The sequence below is a fragment of the Paenarthrobacter sp. NPDC089675 genome, assembly GCF_044749185.1.
Classification (GTDB): domain Bacteria; phylum Actinomycetota; class Actinomycetes; order Actinomycetales; family Micrococcaceae; genus Arthrobacter.
The window spans coordinates 74,459-92,596 of record NZ_JBIVHM010000003.1 but is presented as its reverse complement, the minus strand read 5'-3'; the positions used below and the strand labels follow the sequence as shown (position 1 = coordinate 92,596).

The following is an 18,138-nucleotide window of genomic DNA, read 5'->3' as shown; positions in this document are numbered from 1 at the left end:
CTAGGGGACGATCGCCGGGGCCGGTTCGGCTTCGAGTATCCGCGTCCGGCCGGCGTAAACGTTGAGGCTGTGTCCACGGCTGAACCCCACCAGGGTCACACCCGCGTCATCAGCAAGCTCCGCGGCCAGGCTGGACGGCGCACTCACCGCCGAGAGCACGGGAATACCGGCCATGGCGGCCTTCTGGACAAGTTCGAACGACGCCCGTCCCGAGACCTGCAAAACCGTTCCCTTCAGCGGCAGGTGGCCTGCGCGCAGGGCCCAGCCCACCACTTTGTCCACTGCATTGTGGCGGCCAACGTCTTCCCGGAGGCAGAGCAGTTCGGTAGTGCCGTCGTCGTGAATCCGGAAGAGTCCGGCAGCATGGACACCGCCCGTCTTTGCAAAGACCGCTTGCGCCTCCCGGAGCCTGTCCGGAAGAGCCGCCAGCGCCCGCACCGGGATGGTCGCCGGATCTTCCTTTGGACTGTGGTGTGAGGACTTCCGGACCGCTTCGATCGAATCAGTTCCGCAGATGCCGCAAGAACTGGAGGTATAGACGTTGCGGCCCGTATCGGGACGTACGACGTCGGGACGCAACTGGGCGTCCACGACGTTGAAGGTCTGTACTCCGTCCTCGTTTTCTCCTGCGCAGAACCGTTCGGACACCAATTGCCCGGGCTCCCAAATGATCCCCTCCGAGACGAGGAAACCGGCTACGAGATCGAAGTCGTCTCCCGGTGTCCTCATGGTCACGGAGAAGGACATCTCGCCCAAGCGGATCTCCAGCGGTTCCTCCACCGCAAGGACATCTCCTTTGTAGCGGACCGGATGCTCCAGCGCTTGGGGCGAACCGTCCAGGACGAACTTGTGCACTTTGCGGCGCTGCGTAACGCGGCCCATATCAGGCTTCCTTCTCCTCGTGGGGGATGAACCGGACGGTCATTGCCTTGTAGCCCGGAGTGTTGGACTCCCTTGCAACCAGTTCCCGGTGAACCAGCGCGTTGGCCTCCGGGAAGTAGGCGGCGGCAGAGCCTTTGGCGGTCGGATAGGCGACGAGCCGGAACTTGTTGGCACGCCGCTCGCTGCCGGCGAAGGTGGAGATGACGTCCACCAGGTCCCGGTCCCGGAATCCGAGTTCCGCGAGATCCTCTTCGTGGACCAGGATGACGCGCCTGGCCTCGGATATGCCGCGGTACCGGTCATCGAGGCCGTAGAACGTGGTGTTGTACTGGTCGTGGCTGCGCATGGTCTGCAGGATCAGGTGTCCAGCCGGCGGCTCAAGGTACTCCAGGGGGCTCACCGTGAAGCGTGCTTTGCCGATGTCCGTGGCGAAGGTCCGGGTATCGCGGGGCGGGTTGGGCAGGACAAAGCCGTTCTTTGTCCGGACGCGCATGTTGAAGTCCTCGAAACCAGGAATCACCCGTGAGATGTGGTCCCGGACAACGTCGTAGTCCTCGGCCATGGCACGCCAGTCCACCACGTGATCGTCACCAAGGGTGGCCTGGGCCATGCGCGCCACAATGACCGGCTCGGCGAGGAGGTGCTCGGACACCGGTGTCAGCCGGCCCTGGGTCTTGTGGATGACGGACATGGAGTCTTCCACGGAAAGGAACTGCTTACCCTTGGGGTGTTTGTCGTCAGTGTCCGTCCGGCCGAGCGTGGGCAGGATGAGGGAGGTCTTGCCGTGGACCACGTGCGCGCGGTTGGGCTTAGTGGAAATATGGACGGTCAGTCCCGCGTTCTTAAGGCCTTCCTCAAGGGCAACGGTGTCCGATCCGGCCGCCGCGAAGTTCCCGCCCATGGAGACGAAGACGTCAACCTCGCCCTTTTCCAGTGCGTGCTGGGTTTCCACCGAGTCGTAGCCGTGTTCCCGCGGCATGCTGAAGCCAAACTCGGTATCGAGCGCAGCCAGGAACGGTTCCTTGGGCTTCTCCCAGATCCCCATGGTGCGGTCGCCCTGCACATTGGAGTGGCCGCGAACCGGACAGGCGCCGGCACCCGGCTTGCCGAAGTTGCCCTGCAGAAGGAGCAGGTTGACGATCTCCTTGAGCGTGTTCACCGAGTGCGGCTGCTGCGTCAGGCCCAGCGCCCAGCAAATGATGGTGGCCTTGGACTTCACCATCATTTCCGCAACAGTGGTGATCTCCTCGCGGGAGAGTCCTGTGGCCCGCTCGGTCTCGTCCCAGTCCAGCACTGACCGCGCTGCCGCGTAGGCTTCGAAGCCTTCCGTTTGCTTGCCGATGAAGGACTTGTCCACCACGGTCCCGGGGTGCCGCTTCTGTTCCTCCAAGAGCAGGTGTCCGAGCGCCTGGAAGAGCGCGAGGTCGCCACCCACCCTGATTTGGAGGAATTCGTCCGCGATGGTGGTGCCGCCTCCGATCACGCCATTGAGCGATTGCGGATCCTTGAAGTTCAGCAGCCCCGCTTCCGGAAGCGGGTTGACTGCGACCACCTTGCCGCCATTGTTCTTGCAGTCGCGAAGGGCGGAAAGCATGCGCGGGTGGTTGGTTCCAGGGTTCTGGCCCACCACGAAGACCAGTTCGGACTGATGGATGTCCTCCAGGGAAACCGTGCCCTTGCCGATGCCAATGGTCGGATTCAATGCGCTGCCGGATGACTCGTGGCACATATTGGAGCAGTCCGGCAGGTTGTTCGTTCCCACGCTGCGGGCAAACAACTGGTACATGAATGCGGTCTCGTTGGCTGTCCGCCCCGAGGTGTAGAACACGCAGCGATCGGGCGTCGAAGCGTTGATGTGCTCGCCGATCATCTTGAATGCTTCGGTCCACGTGATGGGCGAATAGTGGGTGTCTCCCGGCCTGATCACCACGGGATCGGACAGCCTGCCCTGGCTCCCCAGCCAGTACTCGGTTTTCTCCTCGAGGTCCGCTATGGAGTGCCCGGCCCAGAAAGCCGCGTCCACGGTTCGGGTGGTGCTTTCCTCGGCGATTGCCTTGGCACCGTTTTCGCAGAACTCCGCGGGCTTGCGCCGCCCGGTAATGGATTCGGGCCAAGCACAACCGGGGCAGTCGAAGCCATCGTGCTGGTTGACGCGCAGCATGGACCGGACCGTGCGGGCCACGCCGGCCTGCGAATAGCCCCTTTCGAGGGCCACGGTGACGGCTTTGATTCCGGCGGCAGCGCGCTTGGGCGGGTGGATCTGCAGGTCATCCTCATTGATGTCCTGTACGGGGGCATGCCTGTTCATGTGTCCATCATTACAAGCCCGGCAGTCTTGATGCCACCTGAGTCCAGAAGCAGCCTCAGGCGTCCAGGCCACTCCAGTCCACGGGTCCTGAGGGTGCCTTCCTTGGCTGCCGTGCAGGGGATTTGCGGGGCTTCTCCTCAGTATCCTTCGGCAGGGGAAGCGGTTTGCCCCAGGGCAACGGAAAAGCCGGAACCAACTCCCCCAGCTGGACCCCGTGCGGTGGGACCACCATGACGCCGTCGGCATGCGCGAGACCGCGCATCATCCCCGGCCCCGCATGCTGCGCCGGTGAAGCCAGCCCGTAGACGAGCCTGAAAGGCATCAACCGGGTGCGGCCCGGATCGGCCTCGATCATGGCGCCGCAAGGCACCTCGCCGGCATCTTCCAACCGGCCATGGCCCAAACCTGCCAGCAAAGGGCCACCCACCGTGAAAAGCGCCATCATGGCTGCAAGCGGATTCCCCGGAAGCCCCAACACAAAGCGTCCATCGGGCAATTCGGCCAGGACGGCGGGATGTCCCGGACGCATGGCAATTCCATCTATGAGCAGTTTTCCACCCAGCCCGGCTATTGCCCTCCTGAAATGGTCGGTTCCGGAACGTCCGGTACCGCCAGTGGTGATGACGACGTCGGCAGGCGGTTGGGCGTACTCGTCCGCCTGGTCTGTGGCTTCCCCGAGGACGGGCTCCGGCTCCTCGAGGGCAGCGACCCAGTGGTCGTAGTCGTCCCCTACCCGCTCCTGCTCCCCGGCAATACCGCCGAGCAGTTCAACAACGGCACCAAGCTGGGGGCCGAAAGTATCCCGGACTTTTCCAGGGTCCGGTACCCCTTTGTCCACCACTTCCGAGCCTGTCAGGAGGAAACGCACCAATGGCTTGCCCTGTACTTCCACCTCATCCAAACCTGCCAGGGCTGCCAGGGCAAGATGTGCGGGATTCAGGACGGTTCCGGCTTTGAGGAGCATCTCCCCTTCGGCGGCCTCCTCCCCCGCTTTACGGATGTGTTGGCCATTTTTGGGCTCGCCCGGTTTCGCCGCGCCGCCAAGGGCAAGCACGGGCAGACCATCCTCGTCAGTGGTGATGATGCCGCTTTCGCTGCGCAGCACTGCTTTGGCACCGGGCGGGATGAGGCCTCCGGTGACTATGGGACTGGCTTGATGCGGCGCCAACCTTTGTCCGGGCTCACTGAGGATCCAGGGGCCGCTGCCGTTGACTGCCCAACCGTCCATCGCCGAGGAAGCATAGTGCGGCATGTCGTGAAGGGCGCGGATATCCGCGGAGAGGGTACGGCCCAGCGCGGAACGGAGAGGGACAGGGCCTGGCGGTATGGGAGCCGCCACATCAAAGGCGCGTTGCCGGGCCTCCTGCCATGAGTGCGCCGCGTGATGGCCCTGGTGGGGGGCCTCGGTCATTCCGCTTCGGACTCCGGGTACTCCTTGGCAATCCGGCGGGCGAGCCCCAAAGCCGCGCTCATCGCAGCGTCGTCGTTGGCCTGGCCGATCCCCCGTGCCATGCCGGCAGCATAACCGGCGATGAAGGTCGTCAAGGGTGCCGCGGGCCGCACCACGGAATGGGCCGCCACCCCGGCCACGGCCAAAACCTCATTGACGTCAACCTCGACGCCTTCAAGCTCAAACGCCTGCAACAGCATGCGGCACCATTCTTCGAGCGTCTCGTCCTGGCTCTTCATCTCCGCCTCCAGCTCCTTGTCGATGCCCAAAGCCGCAGCATCTTCCCAAGTGTCCACATCATCCGTGGACCCGTCGGGAACAGCGACGGCCAGCACATTCAGCCTAGCAAGCAGCCGGAACACTGAAGAGTCGGTCAACCCCGAACCCGCCGAGGCAATGGCCACTTCCCGCTCCATTGCACTCGTGTCATACAGGCCCAGGAGTGGTTGGCGACGTCCGTCGGCGGATTCCGCCATGGCCCCTTCGCTGTTTGCGTCATACTCAAGCACCGCTTGCAGAGCCGGAACACCGCGTGCGGCATTCGGCATATCGCAGGCCAGGATAAGCGTCCACTTTGCTTTGGGCCGTGTGGAAAGGGCTGCCAATCCCGCAGCAATGGCAGCGGCAGGACCCCCATAGGCGGGTTCCTCCCGTGCCGTCAGTACACCCTGGGGCAGTCCGCTCGGTTCCGGACCAACAACCACCACGGCCGAAGCACCCCCGGCAGCGTCAAGGGCACGCGAAAGGAGGCTGGCGCCGTCGTACTTCAGCGTTGACTTGGGCACGCCGCCGAGGCGGGTGGCCCTGCCACCCGCCAGGATCACGGCGTTGAATTCCATCCGCCCAGACTACCTGTGCGCATGGAGTTCGACAGAAATCGATCAGGCAGCGGATTCCGGCAGGAGGAACGGGTCCCAGTCCGGCGCAGGTTTCTCGAGTTCTTTGATCTGCCATATGGTTCCCGTGGGCACGCCGGGCGTGAAGCGGAGCTTCCAGCCCATCTCAGCCAGCGTGTGGTCGCTCTTGGCGTTGTTGCATTTCAAGCACGCCGCAACCAGGTTTTCCCAGGAATCCGCGCCGCCCCTGGATTTGGGGTGGACATGGTCTATGGTGTGGGCTGTTTTGCCGCAATAGGCGCAGCGGTGACCGTCGCGGCGGAGAACTCCGCGGCGGCTCACGGCAGTGATCCTGTTGTATCTGGGGCGGATGTAGCGGTTAAGGAGAATGACGGACGGACGTCCGAGGATCTCCTGTGGCCCGACGACAGGTTCGCCGCCTTCGGCCACTACGCTTGCTTTCCCAGTGAGCACAAGGACCAGCGCCCGGCGGAATGTCACAACCGCCAGCGGTTCATATCCAGCATTCAGAACGAGTGTGCGCATGCACGTACCTCTTCACGGCCGCACCCGTCAGGGGCACGAGGGCCGGCTGCCCTCTGCATGTACGGGCTGTGGATCGACACCATAAGAGTAAGCACTTATATGCCGTATCAACGAATTTCCGGCGCTGTTCCCGGGCGGTGTCGGCGAAAGTTCACTCGTGGTTAAAGCAGGACACCCCTCCAGGCAGGAGCCTGAAGGGGTGTTCCGAAGTGCTTGATTAGCCGTTGACGCGGATAAACACCGGGCCGGAGCCTACGTTCACGCTGAACAGTGCAGTGGTGGATCCGTTCCATCCGCCGTGCACTGCCATGCCGTTACCGACGTAGACGGCGATGTGGGCCATTCCACCGTAACCACCGTTGGCGTAGTAGGCGAGGTCGCCTGGCTGTGCCTCCGCTGCGCTGACCACGCGGCCGAGGGAGAGGTAACCTGCAGGCCAATCGTGGAAGTGGATTCCCACGGCGGCCAGCGAGTTGGTCACCAGCATGGTGCAGTCCTGCGTCACGCCGAGCTGGGCGTAGGCGGCGGCAGCAATTGCAGCGCCCAGGCCGCTGGAAGCAGCGGGGGCTTTGGCGGCCGGAGTGGAGGAGTTCACGGCAAGCGTGGCATTACCGGAGGTCGAAGCAGTCTTTGCCTCCGCCTTGGCCGGAGCCTGCTCCACAACCGGAGCGGGAGCCTCCACCGTCGAGACAACGGGACGCTCGTAGGAGATGGCCACCGTGGAATCAGCGGCGATGCTCGACTGCGCAACAGCTTGGACATCGATCGACGACGTGGCGGTGGAATCATGCTGGACGTTGGCGTCGGCAGCGTTTGCGGCCACACCGCTGGTCAGGACCAAGCCCGAAGCAGCAGCAATAACGGCTGCCTGGCGGCCAACGCCACCGGCGTTGTCGCTGACAGCCTTCGCGATGACGGCGAGTGAGCTGGTCTTGGGGGCCTCAGCTCGGTGCCGTGCAACCTTGTTTGCACTGGTCATGGTTAATCTCTTTCCGTTTCCGTGCGCGGCTGGGACAGCACACGGGTCATGGGAGAGCCGGCACTTGGGGGGCATGCCGGCTAACCCGAATGGTGTTTTCTACTGCAGAGTGAAGAAGGAGGAGGTGCCCGTGGAGGCAACCGAGTGCAGGAGCGTGCCCTGGCTGGGGTTCAGCGCGCTGATCATCATGCCGTTGCCGACGTAGATGCCGACGTGCGCGCCGCCGTTCTGCATGACCAGGTCCCCGGGCTGGGGGTTGCTGGTGGGCTTCATTGCGGTCCATGCGTTGACGCGGGGGATGCTAATGCCGGCCTGGGCGTAGACCCACTGGGTGAAGCCGGAGCAGTCCCAGCCGTTGGGGGTAGTGCCGCCCCAAACGTAGGGGTGGCCGATGCCGGTGTAGGCGATCGCTGCGAGCCCCGAGGCGGCTGCGCTGGTTGCTGAAGCCTTTGCGTCGGAGGACTGGGCAGTGACGGCGCCGTTGGCCTGGTCTCCGGCGGCCTGGGAACGCTGCGTGGCCTGGGAAGCGCGCTGGACCTTGGGGGCTTCCTTGGTGACGACTACCGGGCTCTCGAAGGAGACGGTGGCGGTGGGCTCTGCGGTGACGACGGCGGTGGTGACCAGCTGCTGGGTGCTGGACTCTGCCTTGGAAACGTCGGTATCGGCTGCCTGGGAGGGAAGGCCCACCGTCAGGACGAGGCCGGATGCTGCGGCCAGGACTGCGGCCTGGCGGCCAACGGTTCCGGCGTTGTTCGAAACAGCCTTCGAAAGGGTGTTCAACGGGTTAACCGTCTCGGCGCGGTGGCGCGCAGGGGTAGTGCGTGATGACACGTAGGTAGCCTCTCCCAATGCCTGCGAGGTGAGCTGTCGGATTCGGATGGGAGTCATCCGGCCACGGCTTCGAAGAAGCTTTGTGACTTAACCCCAAGGCCTTCTTTCGAAGACCAAAAGTGGTTCCCCCGCCCCTGCCAGACGATTTATGCGAACGGACCCTGAGTGGTGGCAGAGCTAGGCAATCCACTCAAGTGCATCGGCCCCCTAAAAAGCCGATGCGCTTTAGACGGTACAACAGTTGAACGCGAATGTCACATTCAGATCACGGGGCGTGTCACGAATGCGAGAGACAACCATCAGCTGGCCTAGAGCCAACCCATGGGATCAACGACTTCGCCGTTGACCTGGACTTCAAAGTGGAGGTGGCAGCCGGTCGAGGCGCCTGTAGTGCCGCTCAAGGCCACGACGTCGCCGCGGTTGACGGTCTGGCCGACCTTGACGTTGAAGGACGACAGGTGGTTGTACGTGGTCTCCAGGCCGTTGCCGTGGTCCACTACCACCCGGTTGCCGCCGCCGTATTCGTGCCAGCCTGCAAAGGTGACCTTGCCTGCTGCCGCTGCGTGGACTGCGGTTCCACACTGCGCCACGAAGTCCTGGCCGCGGTGGAAGTCTCCGGTGCCGCCGGTCAAGGGGCTGACGCGGTAACCGAAGGGAGAAGCCGTGGTCAGTGTGTCGAGGGGGCTGCCCAGGGTGCCCTTGGAGGAGCTGGCAGTAATGCTTCCCACCGACTGTGCGCTCAAGAGCTGCTTGAGCTTGCCGTCCGGGTCGGCCTTGGTAGCCACTGCCGCCCGGCTGAAGTCGATTTTTGCCGACGCCTCGGCGGAAACCTCGGGCTGGCTGCCCCCGGAGACAGCCAGGGCCGCTTCGGTCTGGCCGGATTCCGAGGTGGCCATGACGGGGCTGGTGCCCGGCAGGCCGACAGTAAGGGCCAAACCGGTGGCAGCTAGTGCAACTCCGGCTTTCTGCCCTACGCCACTGGCTGCGGCAAAGTCAGCTACCTGACGCAACGGGCTCTTACGGCGGCGCACCTGACGCTGGGTATCGCGCGGCCGGATCTCCGTTACGACGCGGGCTGGCCGCAGCTCAGCAGCGGGGCCGGACGCGCGTCGGCGGCCCCTGACGTTCTGCGATGTCAATCTCTGTTCCTCTCTCAAAAGCCTGCGAAGTTAGCTGTCGGATTCGGATCAGAGAGTGCAAAGACCCGGCCCGCACACAGCGCTCACGACACACAGGTATCCCCGGAAGGACTTGCGTAAGTAGGCACTGCTGCTGCGGGCTTCACCCCAAGGCTGCTTCTCTAGGCAGCCGATTGTGGTTCCCCCGCCTCTGCCAGTGGTGGTAACACCCCTGATCTGCTGGCAGAGCTCGGCTCCAGATCAGGTAACGCTTTGATATCGGCGCTAGTAGATAACTATAGGGGATGAACCCCCTTGGTAATAAATTCGTTATCTTCTGTCACACGGGGTTTGGCGCCGCTCCAGCGGCACTTCCCCGTGGAACGCGCAGGTCACGCGCTTCCCGGCGCCTGCGGAGTGAGATCGGACACTGGAAGAGGTCACACAAAGACCTAAGCGCCCCATCCGTGCTTGTCTCGTGGGCGCCGCGGATTCCGGAGCGGGAACGCTATCCCACTGCCACGAAGACGTGGGCCGCAACCTCGGGAGGAAGTTCCAGGGCACCTTCGATCCCCGGGACGCGGACTGAGATGTACTCCCCCACCCGCTCCAGGGAAAGAGCAGCTCCCGGGCGGATACCGCCCTCGTCCAATTGCGTCAGGAGTTCCGGTTCCACCTGGATGGGCTCGGCCAGCCGGCTGACCACCACCCGGGAATCCCCGGCGTAGCCGTCCATGGCCTGCAGGAGGTTCACATCGCCGCGCCGCGGGAGTGCAGCGGAGAGTCCGCCCAAAGCCTCCAAACCCGGGATCGGGTTGCCGTACGGAGACTCGGTGGGATGCTCGAGCAGCTCGTAGAGCCTGCGCTCGACCCGTTCGCTCATGACATGTTCCCAACGGCAGGCTTCGTCGTGGACATACGCCCAGTCGAGGCCGATGACGTCCGCCAGCAGGCGCTCGGCAAGGCGGTGCTTGCGCATGACCTCCGTGGCGCGCTTTCGGCCAACCTCGGTCAGTTCCAGGTGCCGGTCATTGGAAACAATCACCAATCCGTCGCGCTCCATGCGGCCGATTGTCTGCGAGACTGTGGGGCCGGAATGGCGGAGGCGCTCGGCGATGCGTGCCCGAAGAGCAACAATGTTCTCTTCTTCCAGCTCCAAAATGGTCCGAAGATACATCTCAGTGGTATCGATCAGATCCGTCATCCAGCTCAGCTCTCCTCGAACGCAGTTCTTGCGTAATCTCCACCGTACCGCGTCCTGCCGAGGCGGCCGGTCCCCTTGCGCCACCCAATGAACGCGTTCTCAAGCCTAGCTTATTTGGAATTACTCTTGATAATTTTCCCGGGGTCGCAATGCGGCCGGACGTGGGTCTTCCCTGCCCGGACAAACGGAATGCGCGCAAGCACGTTCCACGTAGCGGACTATGACACCACCAGCTACGCGCCCGGCTGTCCGTTCAGGCAGAATTGGGGTGTCGAAGGGGCAGCTCCACCTGCCACCTCCCCATCTTTGACCGATACACATTGGAGCCACGCGTGAGCGACAACAGCATCACCATTCCCGCCGACCTGCTACCCAAGGACGGACGCTTCGGCGCCGGACCGTCCAAGGTCCGCCCAGAGCAAGTGGAAGCCCTGTCCGCTGCATCGAAGACCATCCTTGGCACGTCCCACCGCCAGGCCCCGGTCAAGAACCTCGTGGGCTCCGTGCGTGAGGGCCTCAGCCAGTTCTTCCGTGCTCCTGAAGGGTACGAGGTAGTCCTCGGCGTCGGCGGCTCCACGGCCTTCTGGGATGTGGCAGCGTTCGGCCTCGTCGAAAAGAAGGCACAGCACCTTTCCTTCGGTGAGTTCGGCTCCAAGTTTGCTGCCGCCACCAACAAGGCTCCGTTCCTGGACGAGTCCTCCATCATCAAGGCCGAGCCCGGCACACGTCCCGCTCCTGCAGCCGAAGCCGGCGTGGACGTCTACGCCTGGCCGCAGAACGAGACGTCCACCGGTGTGGCGGCGCCGGTCAAACGCGTTGCCAGCGCCGACGAGGGTTCCCTGGTGCTGGTGGACGCCACCTCCGCAGCCGGTGGCCTGGACGTGGACGTGGCCGAGTCCGACGTCTACTACTTCGCGCCCCAGAAGAACTTTGCTTCCGACGGCGGCCTGTGGCTCGGCCTCTTCTCCCCCGCGGCATTGGAACGCGCCGCCCGCATCAAGGCCGGCGGCCGCTGGATCCCGGACTTCCTGGATCTCCAGACCGCCATCGACAACTCCAAGCTGAACCAGACATACAACACGCCTTCGCTCTCTACGCTGGTGACCCTGGATGCGCAGGTGCAGTGGCTCAACAACAACGGTGGCCTGGACTTCGCCAGCAAGCGCACAGCGGATTCCGCAAGCCGGATCTACTCCTGGGCCGAGGCCTCCGAGTACGCCACTCCGTTCGTTGCGAACGCGGAGGACCGCTCCAACGTCATTGCCACCATCGACTTCGACGACTCGATCGACGCCGCGGCCATCGCCAAGGTACTGCGCGCCAACGGCATCGTCGACACTGAGCCGTACCGCAAGCTTGGCCGCAACCAGCTGCGCATCGCCACGTTCGTTGCGATCGAGCCGGATGATGTATCTGCGCTCCTCGCCAGCATCGACTACGTGGTTGGCGAGCTGAAGAAGTAGCTGACACGAAAATCGGCGCCGGCCCGGGAAGAATCTCCCGCAGCCGGCGCCGATATCGTTTAAGGGCCGCTTCCCGGTTTTAGCCGCGCCGGCTCATTCCTCCGAAGCGTCCTCGGGCTCCGCGTCCGGAGCTTCCAAGCCGGTGACTTCCGCTTCATCGTCTGCTTCATCGGCTTCCGACGGCTCGTGCACGGATGCCTCGGCGTCGGCTTCCTCCGCCTTGATGGCATCCTCCGGAACGTCCGCCACGGTCTCCTCAACCAAGGGAGCCTCGTCTTCGGGGCGGACCCGCTTGGCCCACGGCACCCATTCCGGTGCCAGGATGGAATCCTCGGACGGCAGGAGGCCCAGCTCGCTGACGGTCACGATCTTGGACCGCGAGTTCCTGGTCACCACTGCGTACCACTGCCAACCGCCGTAGCCGGGAAGCCTGGATTCGAACAGGTGGGTAACAACCCGGTCCCCTTCAGACTTGGCGCCAAGGTGGGCACCGACCTCTCCCGGTTTGGAAATGCCTTCGACCGCCCGGCGGGCAACGTCGACGGCGGCAGCGAGGAATGCGTCAGGCTTGCCGGTGCGCCACAAGGGAACACCTGCGCGCGGCTTCGGGGCCGTTGCCTTGGGTTCAGCGGGCTTCCGCGCGGGGGCTACCCTGCCGGCGGGAGTGTCCCCGCCTGCAGGAGCCTGGGCAGCCGGAGCCTGGGCAGGTGATTCCTGCCCTTCCCCTTCAGCCTGCAATTCCTGTGCGGATTCCGATGTCATGGCGTCCTTAGGCTTCCAGCTCGTCGGCGACCTTGCGCAGTGCCATGCCGATGGCCTTGGCCTTGTTGCCTTCCGGGTACTTGCCCGACGACAAAGTACCGGACAGGTTGTCCAGTACGGAGACGAGGTCCTGCACGAGCGGTGCCAGGTCGCGGGCGTTCATGCGCTTGGCCTTGGCGATGGACGGAGTCTTGTCCAGAACGCGAAGGCCCAGGGCCTGGGCACCACGGCGGCCGTCGGCCACGCCGAACTCCACGCGGGTTCCCGCTTTAAGTTCAGTCACGCCTGCGGGCAGCGACGTCTTGGGCAGGAATACTTCCTGTCCGTCTTCGGCCGCGAGGAATCCGAAGCCTTTGTCCTTGTCATACCACTTGACCTTGCCGGTGGGCACGTAATCAACCTTCTTCGTTCTTGCTTGGGAAACACGTCCGGCCAACACCGCATCCACAGGGTCCTGCGGGATCAGGGGTGACAGCCCGGTCCGTGTGGGTCTGTTCCTTCAAGGTTATCCTGCCGGACCCCTTATCCCCGCTTTGGACCCCGCGCGTAACACAGGCAGGCGTCGCAAGGGCTAACGTTGAGTCATGACTTCCCCGGGTTACCGTCGCTCCTTCACGATTGCCGCCGCCGTCGTCGCCTTCATCTCCCTGGCCGCCGTGGCGGCTGTCATGGCGATTGCCTTTGGTGGAGCTGTTCCCCCCGTTTGGGTTACGTCGACCGCGCTCTACGGACTGCCCGCTGCCTTCATCCTGGCCGCCGTTCCCGTGGTGGACGCTGTGCGCCAGCGCCGCCGCCACTGACCAATTTCTGCGTTGCGAGGCCCGGTCTGCGCGCCAAAACACCAGCCAAGCACGTACAGAGGGCCCCGCAACGGTGGAGACCGGCCCCGGTGGCGGTAACGTTGGATTGATGTCCCTCATTCGCGCGCTCAGCATTGAACTTGAAGCGCGCAGCGACGATTCGCTGCGGGCCTTGTTTGCTGCGCGGCCGGACCTCATCTCTCCCATGGCTCCGGATTTCCCGGCCTTGGCAGCCCGTGCCAGCGCGCGCGTGAGTGTGCAGCGGGCCCTTGAACGCCTCAACAAACCGGAGATGCAGGTACTGGAAACCCTGCATCTGAGCACCAACACCGATACCGGCCACAGCGTCTCCGCCGCGGGCCTGAAAAAGGCCATCGCCGGTTCCACCCTGTCCGCCTTGGAGCCGATTCTTGGCAAACTCCAGGACCTTGCCCTGATCCACCGCGCCGATCCCCCTGCTTCACTGCACGGTACCGCCGGGCCGCGGCAACGGTTCTACTTGCCCGTCGCAAGCCTGAAGGACGTGATTGGCATCTACCCAGCCGGACTGGGGCGGAGCTACACGGAACTGGTCCGGCTGCAGCCGGCGTTCGCCCAGCGCGTGGTCCAGCTTGTGGCCGAACTGCAGCAGAGCGGGGCGGACATCCATCCGGCGAGCACCCCCATGGACGCCGCCCTTTCCCTGCAACGATGGACGTCCACTCCTGAAAGCGTCCGCGCCATCCTTGCCACCGCACCCGAAAGAACACAGGGGCTGCTGGACAAATTTGGAGGCTGGGCCATGGGAGCGGTTCCCCAAGCTCAGCGGCGGGCTTCGGTCACCCACGAAAGCGCCGACGTCGGCCCGGTTGACTGGCTGCTCGCCCGCGGGTTGCTCGTTCCACTCGATGCCGGCCACGTAGAGCTTCCACACAGCGTGGGCCTGGCCCTGCGCGGCGGCGCCATCGTGGACAACTTCACCTTGCTGCCTCCTGCTCCGGAGCTCGGCCACACAAGTGCCGCCCTCCGGCGCAATGCGGCACTGGGGGCCATCGCCGAGACACTCCGGCTGGCCAACGAGCTGCTTTTTGCCGTCCGGGAACAGCCGCTGGCCACCTTGCGGAGCGGCGGCGTAGGAGTACGGGAACTTCGCCGGCTCGCTGAATCGATCCGCTGCGGCGTGCATGAAACCGCCATCCTTCTTGAATTGTGTGCACTGTCCGGGCTGCTCCGGCTCGACGTGGACAGCTCCACCTGGGTCCAGCCGCCATCGCTCGAATGGTTGTCCTTGCCCCGCCAGGAACAGTGGCTATGGATGGTCAACGCCTGGCTGGCCAGCGAGCGCGCACCGTCGCTGGTGGGACAGCCCCTTACGGGAGGCACCGCGGCACCCCACCAGGGAGCGGCCGGAACCACGATCAACGCTTTGTCCGCGGAAGCCCAAAGGCCCGATGCCCCTGTGGTGCGGCGGAGGATCCTGGAGATTCTGCACGAGCTCACGGTGGAGGCAGCCGCCCCCGACGGCAAGGCTCCGGTATTGGACGCACGGGCCGTGCTGCAAAGGGCCGAATGGGCCCAGCCGCGGATGTCGCGGCGTTTCAGCTCACTGGTCCGGGGCATCCTCGAGGAAGCCACGCTCCTGGGCTTGATGGGGTCCGGAGCCTTCACCCAGCTGGGTTCGGCCATTGCCGACGGGCAACCGGAGCAGGCCATGGCCATCCTGGGCGAACACCTGCCGGCAGCCGTCAACCACATCCTGCTGCAGGCTGACTTGACCGCGGTGGCGCCGGGATACCTGGCCCCGGAGCTCAGCGAGACGCTGCTGTTGATGGCGGACGCGGAAGGACAAGGCCCCGCTTCGATCTACCGGTTTTCCGCCGCGTCGATCCGCAGGGCGCTCGACGCCGGGCAGGACGCGGAATCGCTGTTGGCGTTCCTCCGCGAGCACTCGGCAACCGAGGTACCCCAGCCGCTGGCCTACCTCGTCCAGGACACGGCTTCGCGGCATGGCCGGCTCCGCATCAGCTCCAGTGCCAGTTTCATCCAGAGCGACGACGAATCCGCGATTACGGAATTGCTCCAGGAGGCACGGACCTCCGTCCTCAGCCTGCTGCGGCTGGCTCCCACAGTGCTGGCCTCCTCGGCCAGTCCGCGGGAAACAGCCCGGGTGCTGCGCGAGCTGGGACTGTCACCTGCTGTCCAGGAGGCCGAGCCCGCCGTCGTGCGCTTCAAGCGGACCACGGCCGTGCCGGGCAGTGCCCGGCCGGTCTATTCCGCCCCCCGGACCGCCCCACCGGATGACGACGTCGAAGCGCAGCTTTCCATCCTGCGGCAGCACCGCGGCGTCCCCGCTGACGGGACGGGAGAAGCGTCCACGCAACTGGGGCTTGAGACGCTGCAAAAGGCCATCCGGCTCAAGCAGGCCGTCACCATGAACGTGGTGGACAGCCTGGGCAACTCGAACACCGAAACAGTCGTGCCGGTATCGGTCTCCGGGGGCCGGGTGCGGGTGTTCGATCCCGAGAAGGACACGGAGCGGGTATTGTCCATCCACAGGATCATTGACGTGGAGCCAGTCGGAGACCGGCACAAGTGAGGATTGAAGAGTGACCGACGGTCCGCTGATTGTTCAAAGCGACAAAACCATCCTGCTCGAGGTCGACCATGAGCTTGCCACCGAGGCGCGGCACGCCATTGCCGCATTCGCCGAACTGGAACGCGCGCCCGAGCACATGCACAGCTACCGGCTCACCCCGCTGGGCCTCTGGAACGCCCGTGCGGCCGGGCTCGACGCCGAGCAGGTCCTCGACACGCTGCTGAAATACTCGCGGTTCCCTGTCCCGCATGCCCTCCTGATCGACATCGAAGAAACCATGTCCCGCTACGGCCGCCTGCGCCTGGAGAAGGACCCGCAGCACGGACTGGTGATGCGGACCGATGACTACCCCGTACTGGAAGAAGTGATCCGGGCCAAGAAGATCGCGCCGTTACTTGGACCGCGGATCGACGGCGAAACGGTGGTGGTGCACTCTTCGCAACGCGGCCAGCTGAAGCAATTGCTCCTCAAGCTTGGCTGGCCCGCGGAAGACCTGGCCGGTTACGTGGACGGCGAGCCGCACCTCATCATGCTCGACGAAACCGGCTGGCAGCTGCGGCCCTACCAGAAGGTGGCCACGGAGAACTTCTGGGCCGGCGGCAGCGGCGTCGTCGTGCTTCCATGCGGCGCCGGCAAAACCCTGGTGGGCGCAGCCGCGATGGCAACGTCCTCAACCACCACGCTGATCCTGGTGACCAATACCGTCTCGGCGCGCCAGTGGAAGGACGAGCTGCTCAAGAGGACCTCCCTGACCGAGGACGAGATCGGCGAATACTCGGGGGCAGTCAAGGAAGTCCGTCCGGTAACCATTGCCACCTATCAGGTCCTCACCACCAAGCGCGGCGGCCTGTACCCCCATCTTGAACTCGTGGACGGGCACGATTGGGGGCTCATCATCTACGACGAAGTCCATCTGCTCCCCGCACCGATTTTCAGGATGACAGCCGACTTGCAGGCGAGGCGCAGGCTTGGCTTGACCGCCACCCTGGTCAGGGAAGACGGGCGCGAAGGCGAAGTCTTCAGCCTCATCGGCCCCAAGCGCTACGACGCGCCCTGGAAGGACATTGAAGCCCAAGGGTACATCGCCCCGGCGGACTGCGTGGAGGTGCGGGTGGACCTTCCCCGCGACGAACGGGTTGCCTACGCCATGGCCGATGACGCCGACAAGTACCGGCTCTGCGCAACTTCCGAAACCAAGACGGCCCTGGTGGAACAGCTGGTCGCTGCGCATCAGGGCGAGCAACTGCTGGTGATCGGCCAGTACATCGACCAGCTCGACGAGATTTCGGAACGGCTCGACGCACCCCTGATCAAGGGCGAGACGAGCGTCAAAGCACGCCAAAAGCTCTTTGACGCGTTCCGCAAGGGTGAGATCCAGATCCTGGTGGTGTCCAAGGTGGCGAACTTCTCCATCGATCTTCCCGAGGCTTCTGTTGCCATCCAGGTGTCCGGGTCCTTCGGCTCGCGCCAGGAAGAGGCACAGCGCCTGGGCCGGCTCCTCCGGCCTAAGCAGGACGGCCGGGCGGCACGTTTCTACTCACTCGTGGCCCGCGACACGCTTGACCAGGATTTCGCCGCGAAGCGCCAACGTTTCCTTGCCGAACAGGGCTACGCATACCGCATCATGGACGCCAAGGACGTGGGAAAAGACGTGGGTACGGAACAAGGCTGAGCCCGGGCCGTCGGCCGGTTTCGGGCCGAACCACGTGGCGATCAACCCCGGTTCCCTTGCTATTTATCTCCAGCAATTTTACGATTCCAAGTGAAGCTCTCCGCCCTGATGGGCTGCCCTTGGTCCAGGCAGCCTGGCGGCCAGTCATCGGCAGTGGGGGCAGCCCGCAGCCAAGGGAGCCGATGACTAGAAGGCCTTAAAGAATCCGTTAAGTTTTTGTCCGAGGATTCCCCATGCGTAAGACCCTTTTGGTCCTTGCGGCCATAATCCTGCTCTCATCACTTGCCCAACTGTTCTTTGCCGGCTATTTCCACTTCCAAAACACCATCGAGGCCCAACGCGAGGCGGGCGTCTACCACGTCATCAACGGCCAATTCGTCCTCCGCTATGGTGCCCTCCTCGCCGTCATCGTCGCGGCCCTTGCCAGGGCCGGCTCCCGAACCATCTGGCTCGCCGCCGGAATCTTCCTGATGACCTGGGTGCAGCTCTTCATCTTCATCATCGGGGGGATGCTCACGGGTTCTTCCGAGGACTTCATCACGCCCTCGGGATCGTGGGTAGCCGCAATCCACCCGGTCACGGGACTGCTCATCATCTTCATGTCCTACTGGCTGTTCAACCGGGCACGCGCGGTGGCGCTCAACCCGCAGCCTTTGCCGCCTAAAGCTGCATCCACGGATGCCTCGGCCTCCTCTGCCACCGCTTGACCGCC

At 64.3% G+C, this 18,138-nt stretch carries 16 protein-coding genes and 2 riboswitches; of the genes, 5 read left to right on the top strand and 11 right to left on the bottom strand.

Translation table 11 applies throughout. The features are described from left to right. The 9 genes from fdhD to ACIPY2_RS08020 all read right to left on the bottom strand — a co-directional run bounded on the left by fdhD (nt 1) and on the right by ACIPY2_RS08020 (nt 10,154). Complete coding sequence (gene fdhD / locus ACIPY2_RS08060) at nt 1-882, bottom strand: formate dehydrogenase accessory sulfurtransferase FdhD (RefSeq protein ID WP_400265853.1); 882 nt, start codon at nt 880-882, stop codon at nt 1-3. A gap of 1 nt (nt 883) precedes the next feature. Next, nucleotides 884-3,190, bottom strand: coding sequence for an FdhF/YdeP family oxidoreductase (locus tag ACIPY2_RS08055; protein WP_400265852.1), 2,307 nt, complete (start codon nt 3,188-3,190; stop codon nt 884-886). Nucleotides 3,191-3,245: 55 nt separating this feature from the next. Further along, complete coding sequence (locus ACIPY2_RS08050) at nt 3,246-4,601, bottom strand: molybdopterin molybdotransferase MoeA (protein ID WP_400265851.1); 1,356 nt, start codon at nt 4,599-4,601, stop codon at nt 3,246-3,248. Continuing rightward, nucleotides 4,598-5,479, bottom strand: a complete 882-nt coding sequence (locus ACIPY2_RS08045; RefSeq protein ID WP_400265850.1) for an NTP transferase domain-containing protein — start codon at nt 5,477-5,479, stop codon at nt 4,598-4,600. Before ACIPY2_RS08045 ends, ACIPY2_RS08050 begins: the two co-directional genes overlap by 4 nt. Before the next feature lie 42 nt (nt 5,480-5,521). Next, complete coding sequence (locus ACIPY2_RS08040) at nt 5,522-6,022, bottom strand: HNH endonuclease (RefSeq protein WP_400265849.1); 501 nt, start codon at nt 6,020-6,022, stop codon at nt 5,522-5,524. A 217-nt stretch (nt 6,023-6,239) separates the two neighbouring features. Continuing rightward, nucleotides 6,240-7,001 (bottom strand): NlpC/P60 family protein, encoded by a 762-nt coding sequence (locus ACIPY2_RS08035; protein ID WP_400265848.1) that lies wholly within the window; start codon nt 6,999-7,001, stop codon nt 6,240-6,242. Between the two features lie 99 nt (nt 7,002-7,100). Continuing rightward, nucleotides 7,101-7,832 carry a C40 family peptidase gene (locus tag ACIPY2_RS08030; protein WP_400265847.1) on the bottom strand — a complete coding sequence of 244 codons (732 nt, stop codon included), beginning with the start codon at nt 7,830-7,832 and terminating at the stop codon, nt 7,101-7,103. 4 nt (nt 7,833-7,836) lie between these two features. Continuing rightward, a riboswitch (cyclic di-AMP (ydaO/yuaA leader) is annotated at nt 7,837-8,016 on the bottom strand. A 124-nt stretch (nt 8,017-8,140) separates the two neighbouring features. After that, on the bottom strand, nt 8,141-8,971 hold the full coding sequence (locus tag ACIPY2_RS08025) for a M23 family metallopeptidase (RefSeq protein WP_400265846.1): 831 nt from the start codon (nt 8,969-8,971) through the stop codon (nt 8,141-8,143). Nucleotides 8,972-8,975: 4 nt separating this feature from the next. Then, a riboswitch (cyclic di-AMP (ydaO/yuaA leader) is annotated at nt 8,976-9,216 on the bottom strand. Nucleotides 9,217-9,458: 242 nt separating this feature from the next. Next, a complete protein-coding gene (locus ACIPY2_RS08020; RefSeq protein ID WP_400265845.1) occupies nt 9,459-10,154 on the bottom strand; it encodes a metal-dependent transcriptional regulator in 696 nt (231 codons plus the stop codon). A gap of 332 nt (nt 10,155-10,486) precedes the next feature. Here ACIPY2_RS08020 and serC point away from each other — a divergent pair, with 332 nt between their 5' ends. Continuing rightward, nucleotides 10,487-11,617 carry a phosphoserine transaminase gene (gene serC / locus ACIPY2_RS08015; RefSeq protein ID WP_400265844.1) on the top strand — a complete coding sequence of 377 codons (1,131 nt, stop codon included), beginning with the start codon at nt 10,487-10,489 and terminating at the stop codon, nt 11,615-11,617. A 93-nt stretch (nt 11,618-11,710) separates the two neighbouring features. On the opposite strand, the gene ACIPY2_RS08010 is transcribed toward serC, so the two are convergent. Further along, entirely contained in the window at nt 11,711-12,379 is a 669-nt protein-coding gene (locus ACIPY2_RS08010) for a DUF3027 domain-containing protein (protein WP_400265843.1), read from the bottom strand. Nucleotides 12,380-12,386: 7 nt separating this feature from the next. Further along, nucleotides 12,387-12,770 (bottom strand): cold-shock protein, encoded by a 384-nt coding sequence (locus ACIPY2_RS08005; RefSeq protein WP_400265842.1) that lies wholly within the window; start codon nt 12,768-12,770, stop codon nt 12,387-12,389. A 193-nt stretch (nt 12,771-12,963) separates the two neighbouring features. Here ACIPY2_RS08005 and ACIPY2_RS08000 point away from each other — a divergent pair, with 193 nt between their 5' ends. From ACIPY2_RS08000 to ACIPY2_RS07985, 4 genes are all read left to right on the top strand, one after another. Continuing rightward, entirely contained in the window at nt 12,964-13,179 is a 216-nt protein-coding gene (locus ACIPY2_RS08000) for a hypothetical protein (protein WP_400265841.1), read from the top strand. Between the two features lie 109 nt (nt 13,180-13,288). Next, on the top strand, nt 13,289-15,754 hold the full coding sequence (locus ACIPY2_RS07995; protein ID WP_400265840.1) for a helicase-associated domain-containing protein: 2,466 nt from the start codon (nt 13,289-13,291) through the stop codon (nt 15,752-15,754). Nucleotides 15,755-15,764: 10 nt separating this feature from the next. Beyond that, the gene (locus ACIPY2_RS07990; protein WP_400265839.1) at nt 15,765-17,426 is read left to right on the top strand and encodes a DNA repair helicase XPB; all 1,662 of its coding nucleotides are present in this window, start codon (nt 15,765-15,767) and stop codon (nt 17,424-17,426) included. A gap of 233 nt (nt 17,427-17,659) precedes the next feature. Next, complete coding sequence (locus ACIPY2_RS07985) at nt 17,660-18,133, top strand: hypothetical protein (protein ID WP_400265838.1); 474 nt, start codon at nt 17,660-17,662, stop codon at nt 18,131-18,133. Nucleotides 18,134-18,138 lie beyond the last annotated feature (5 nt).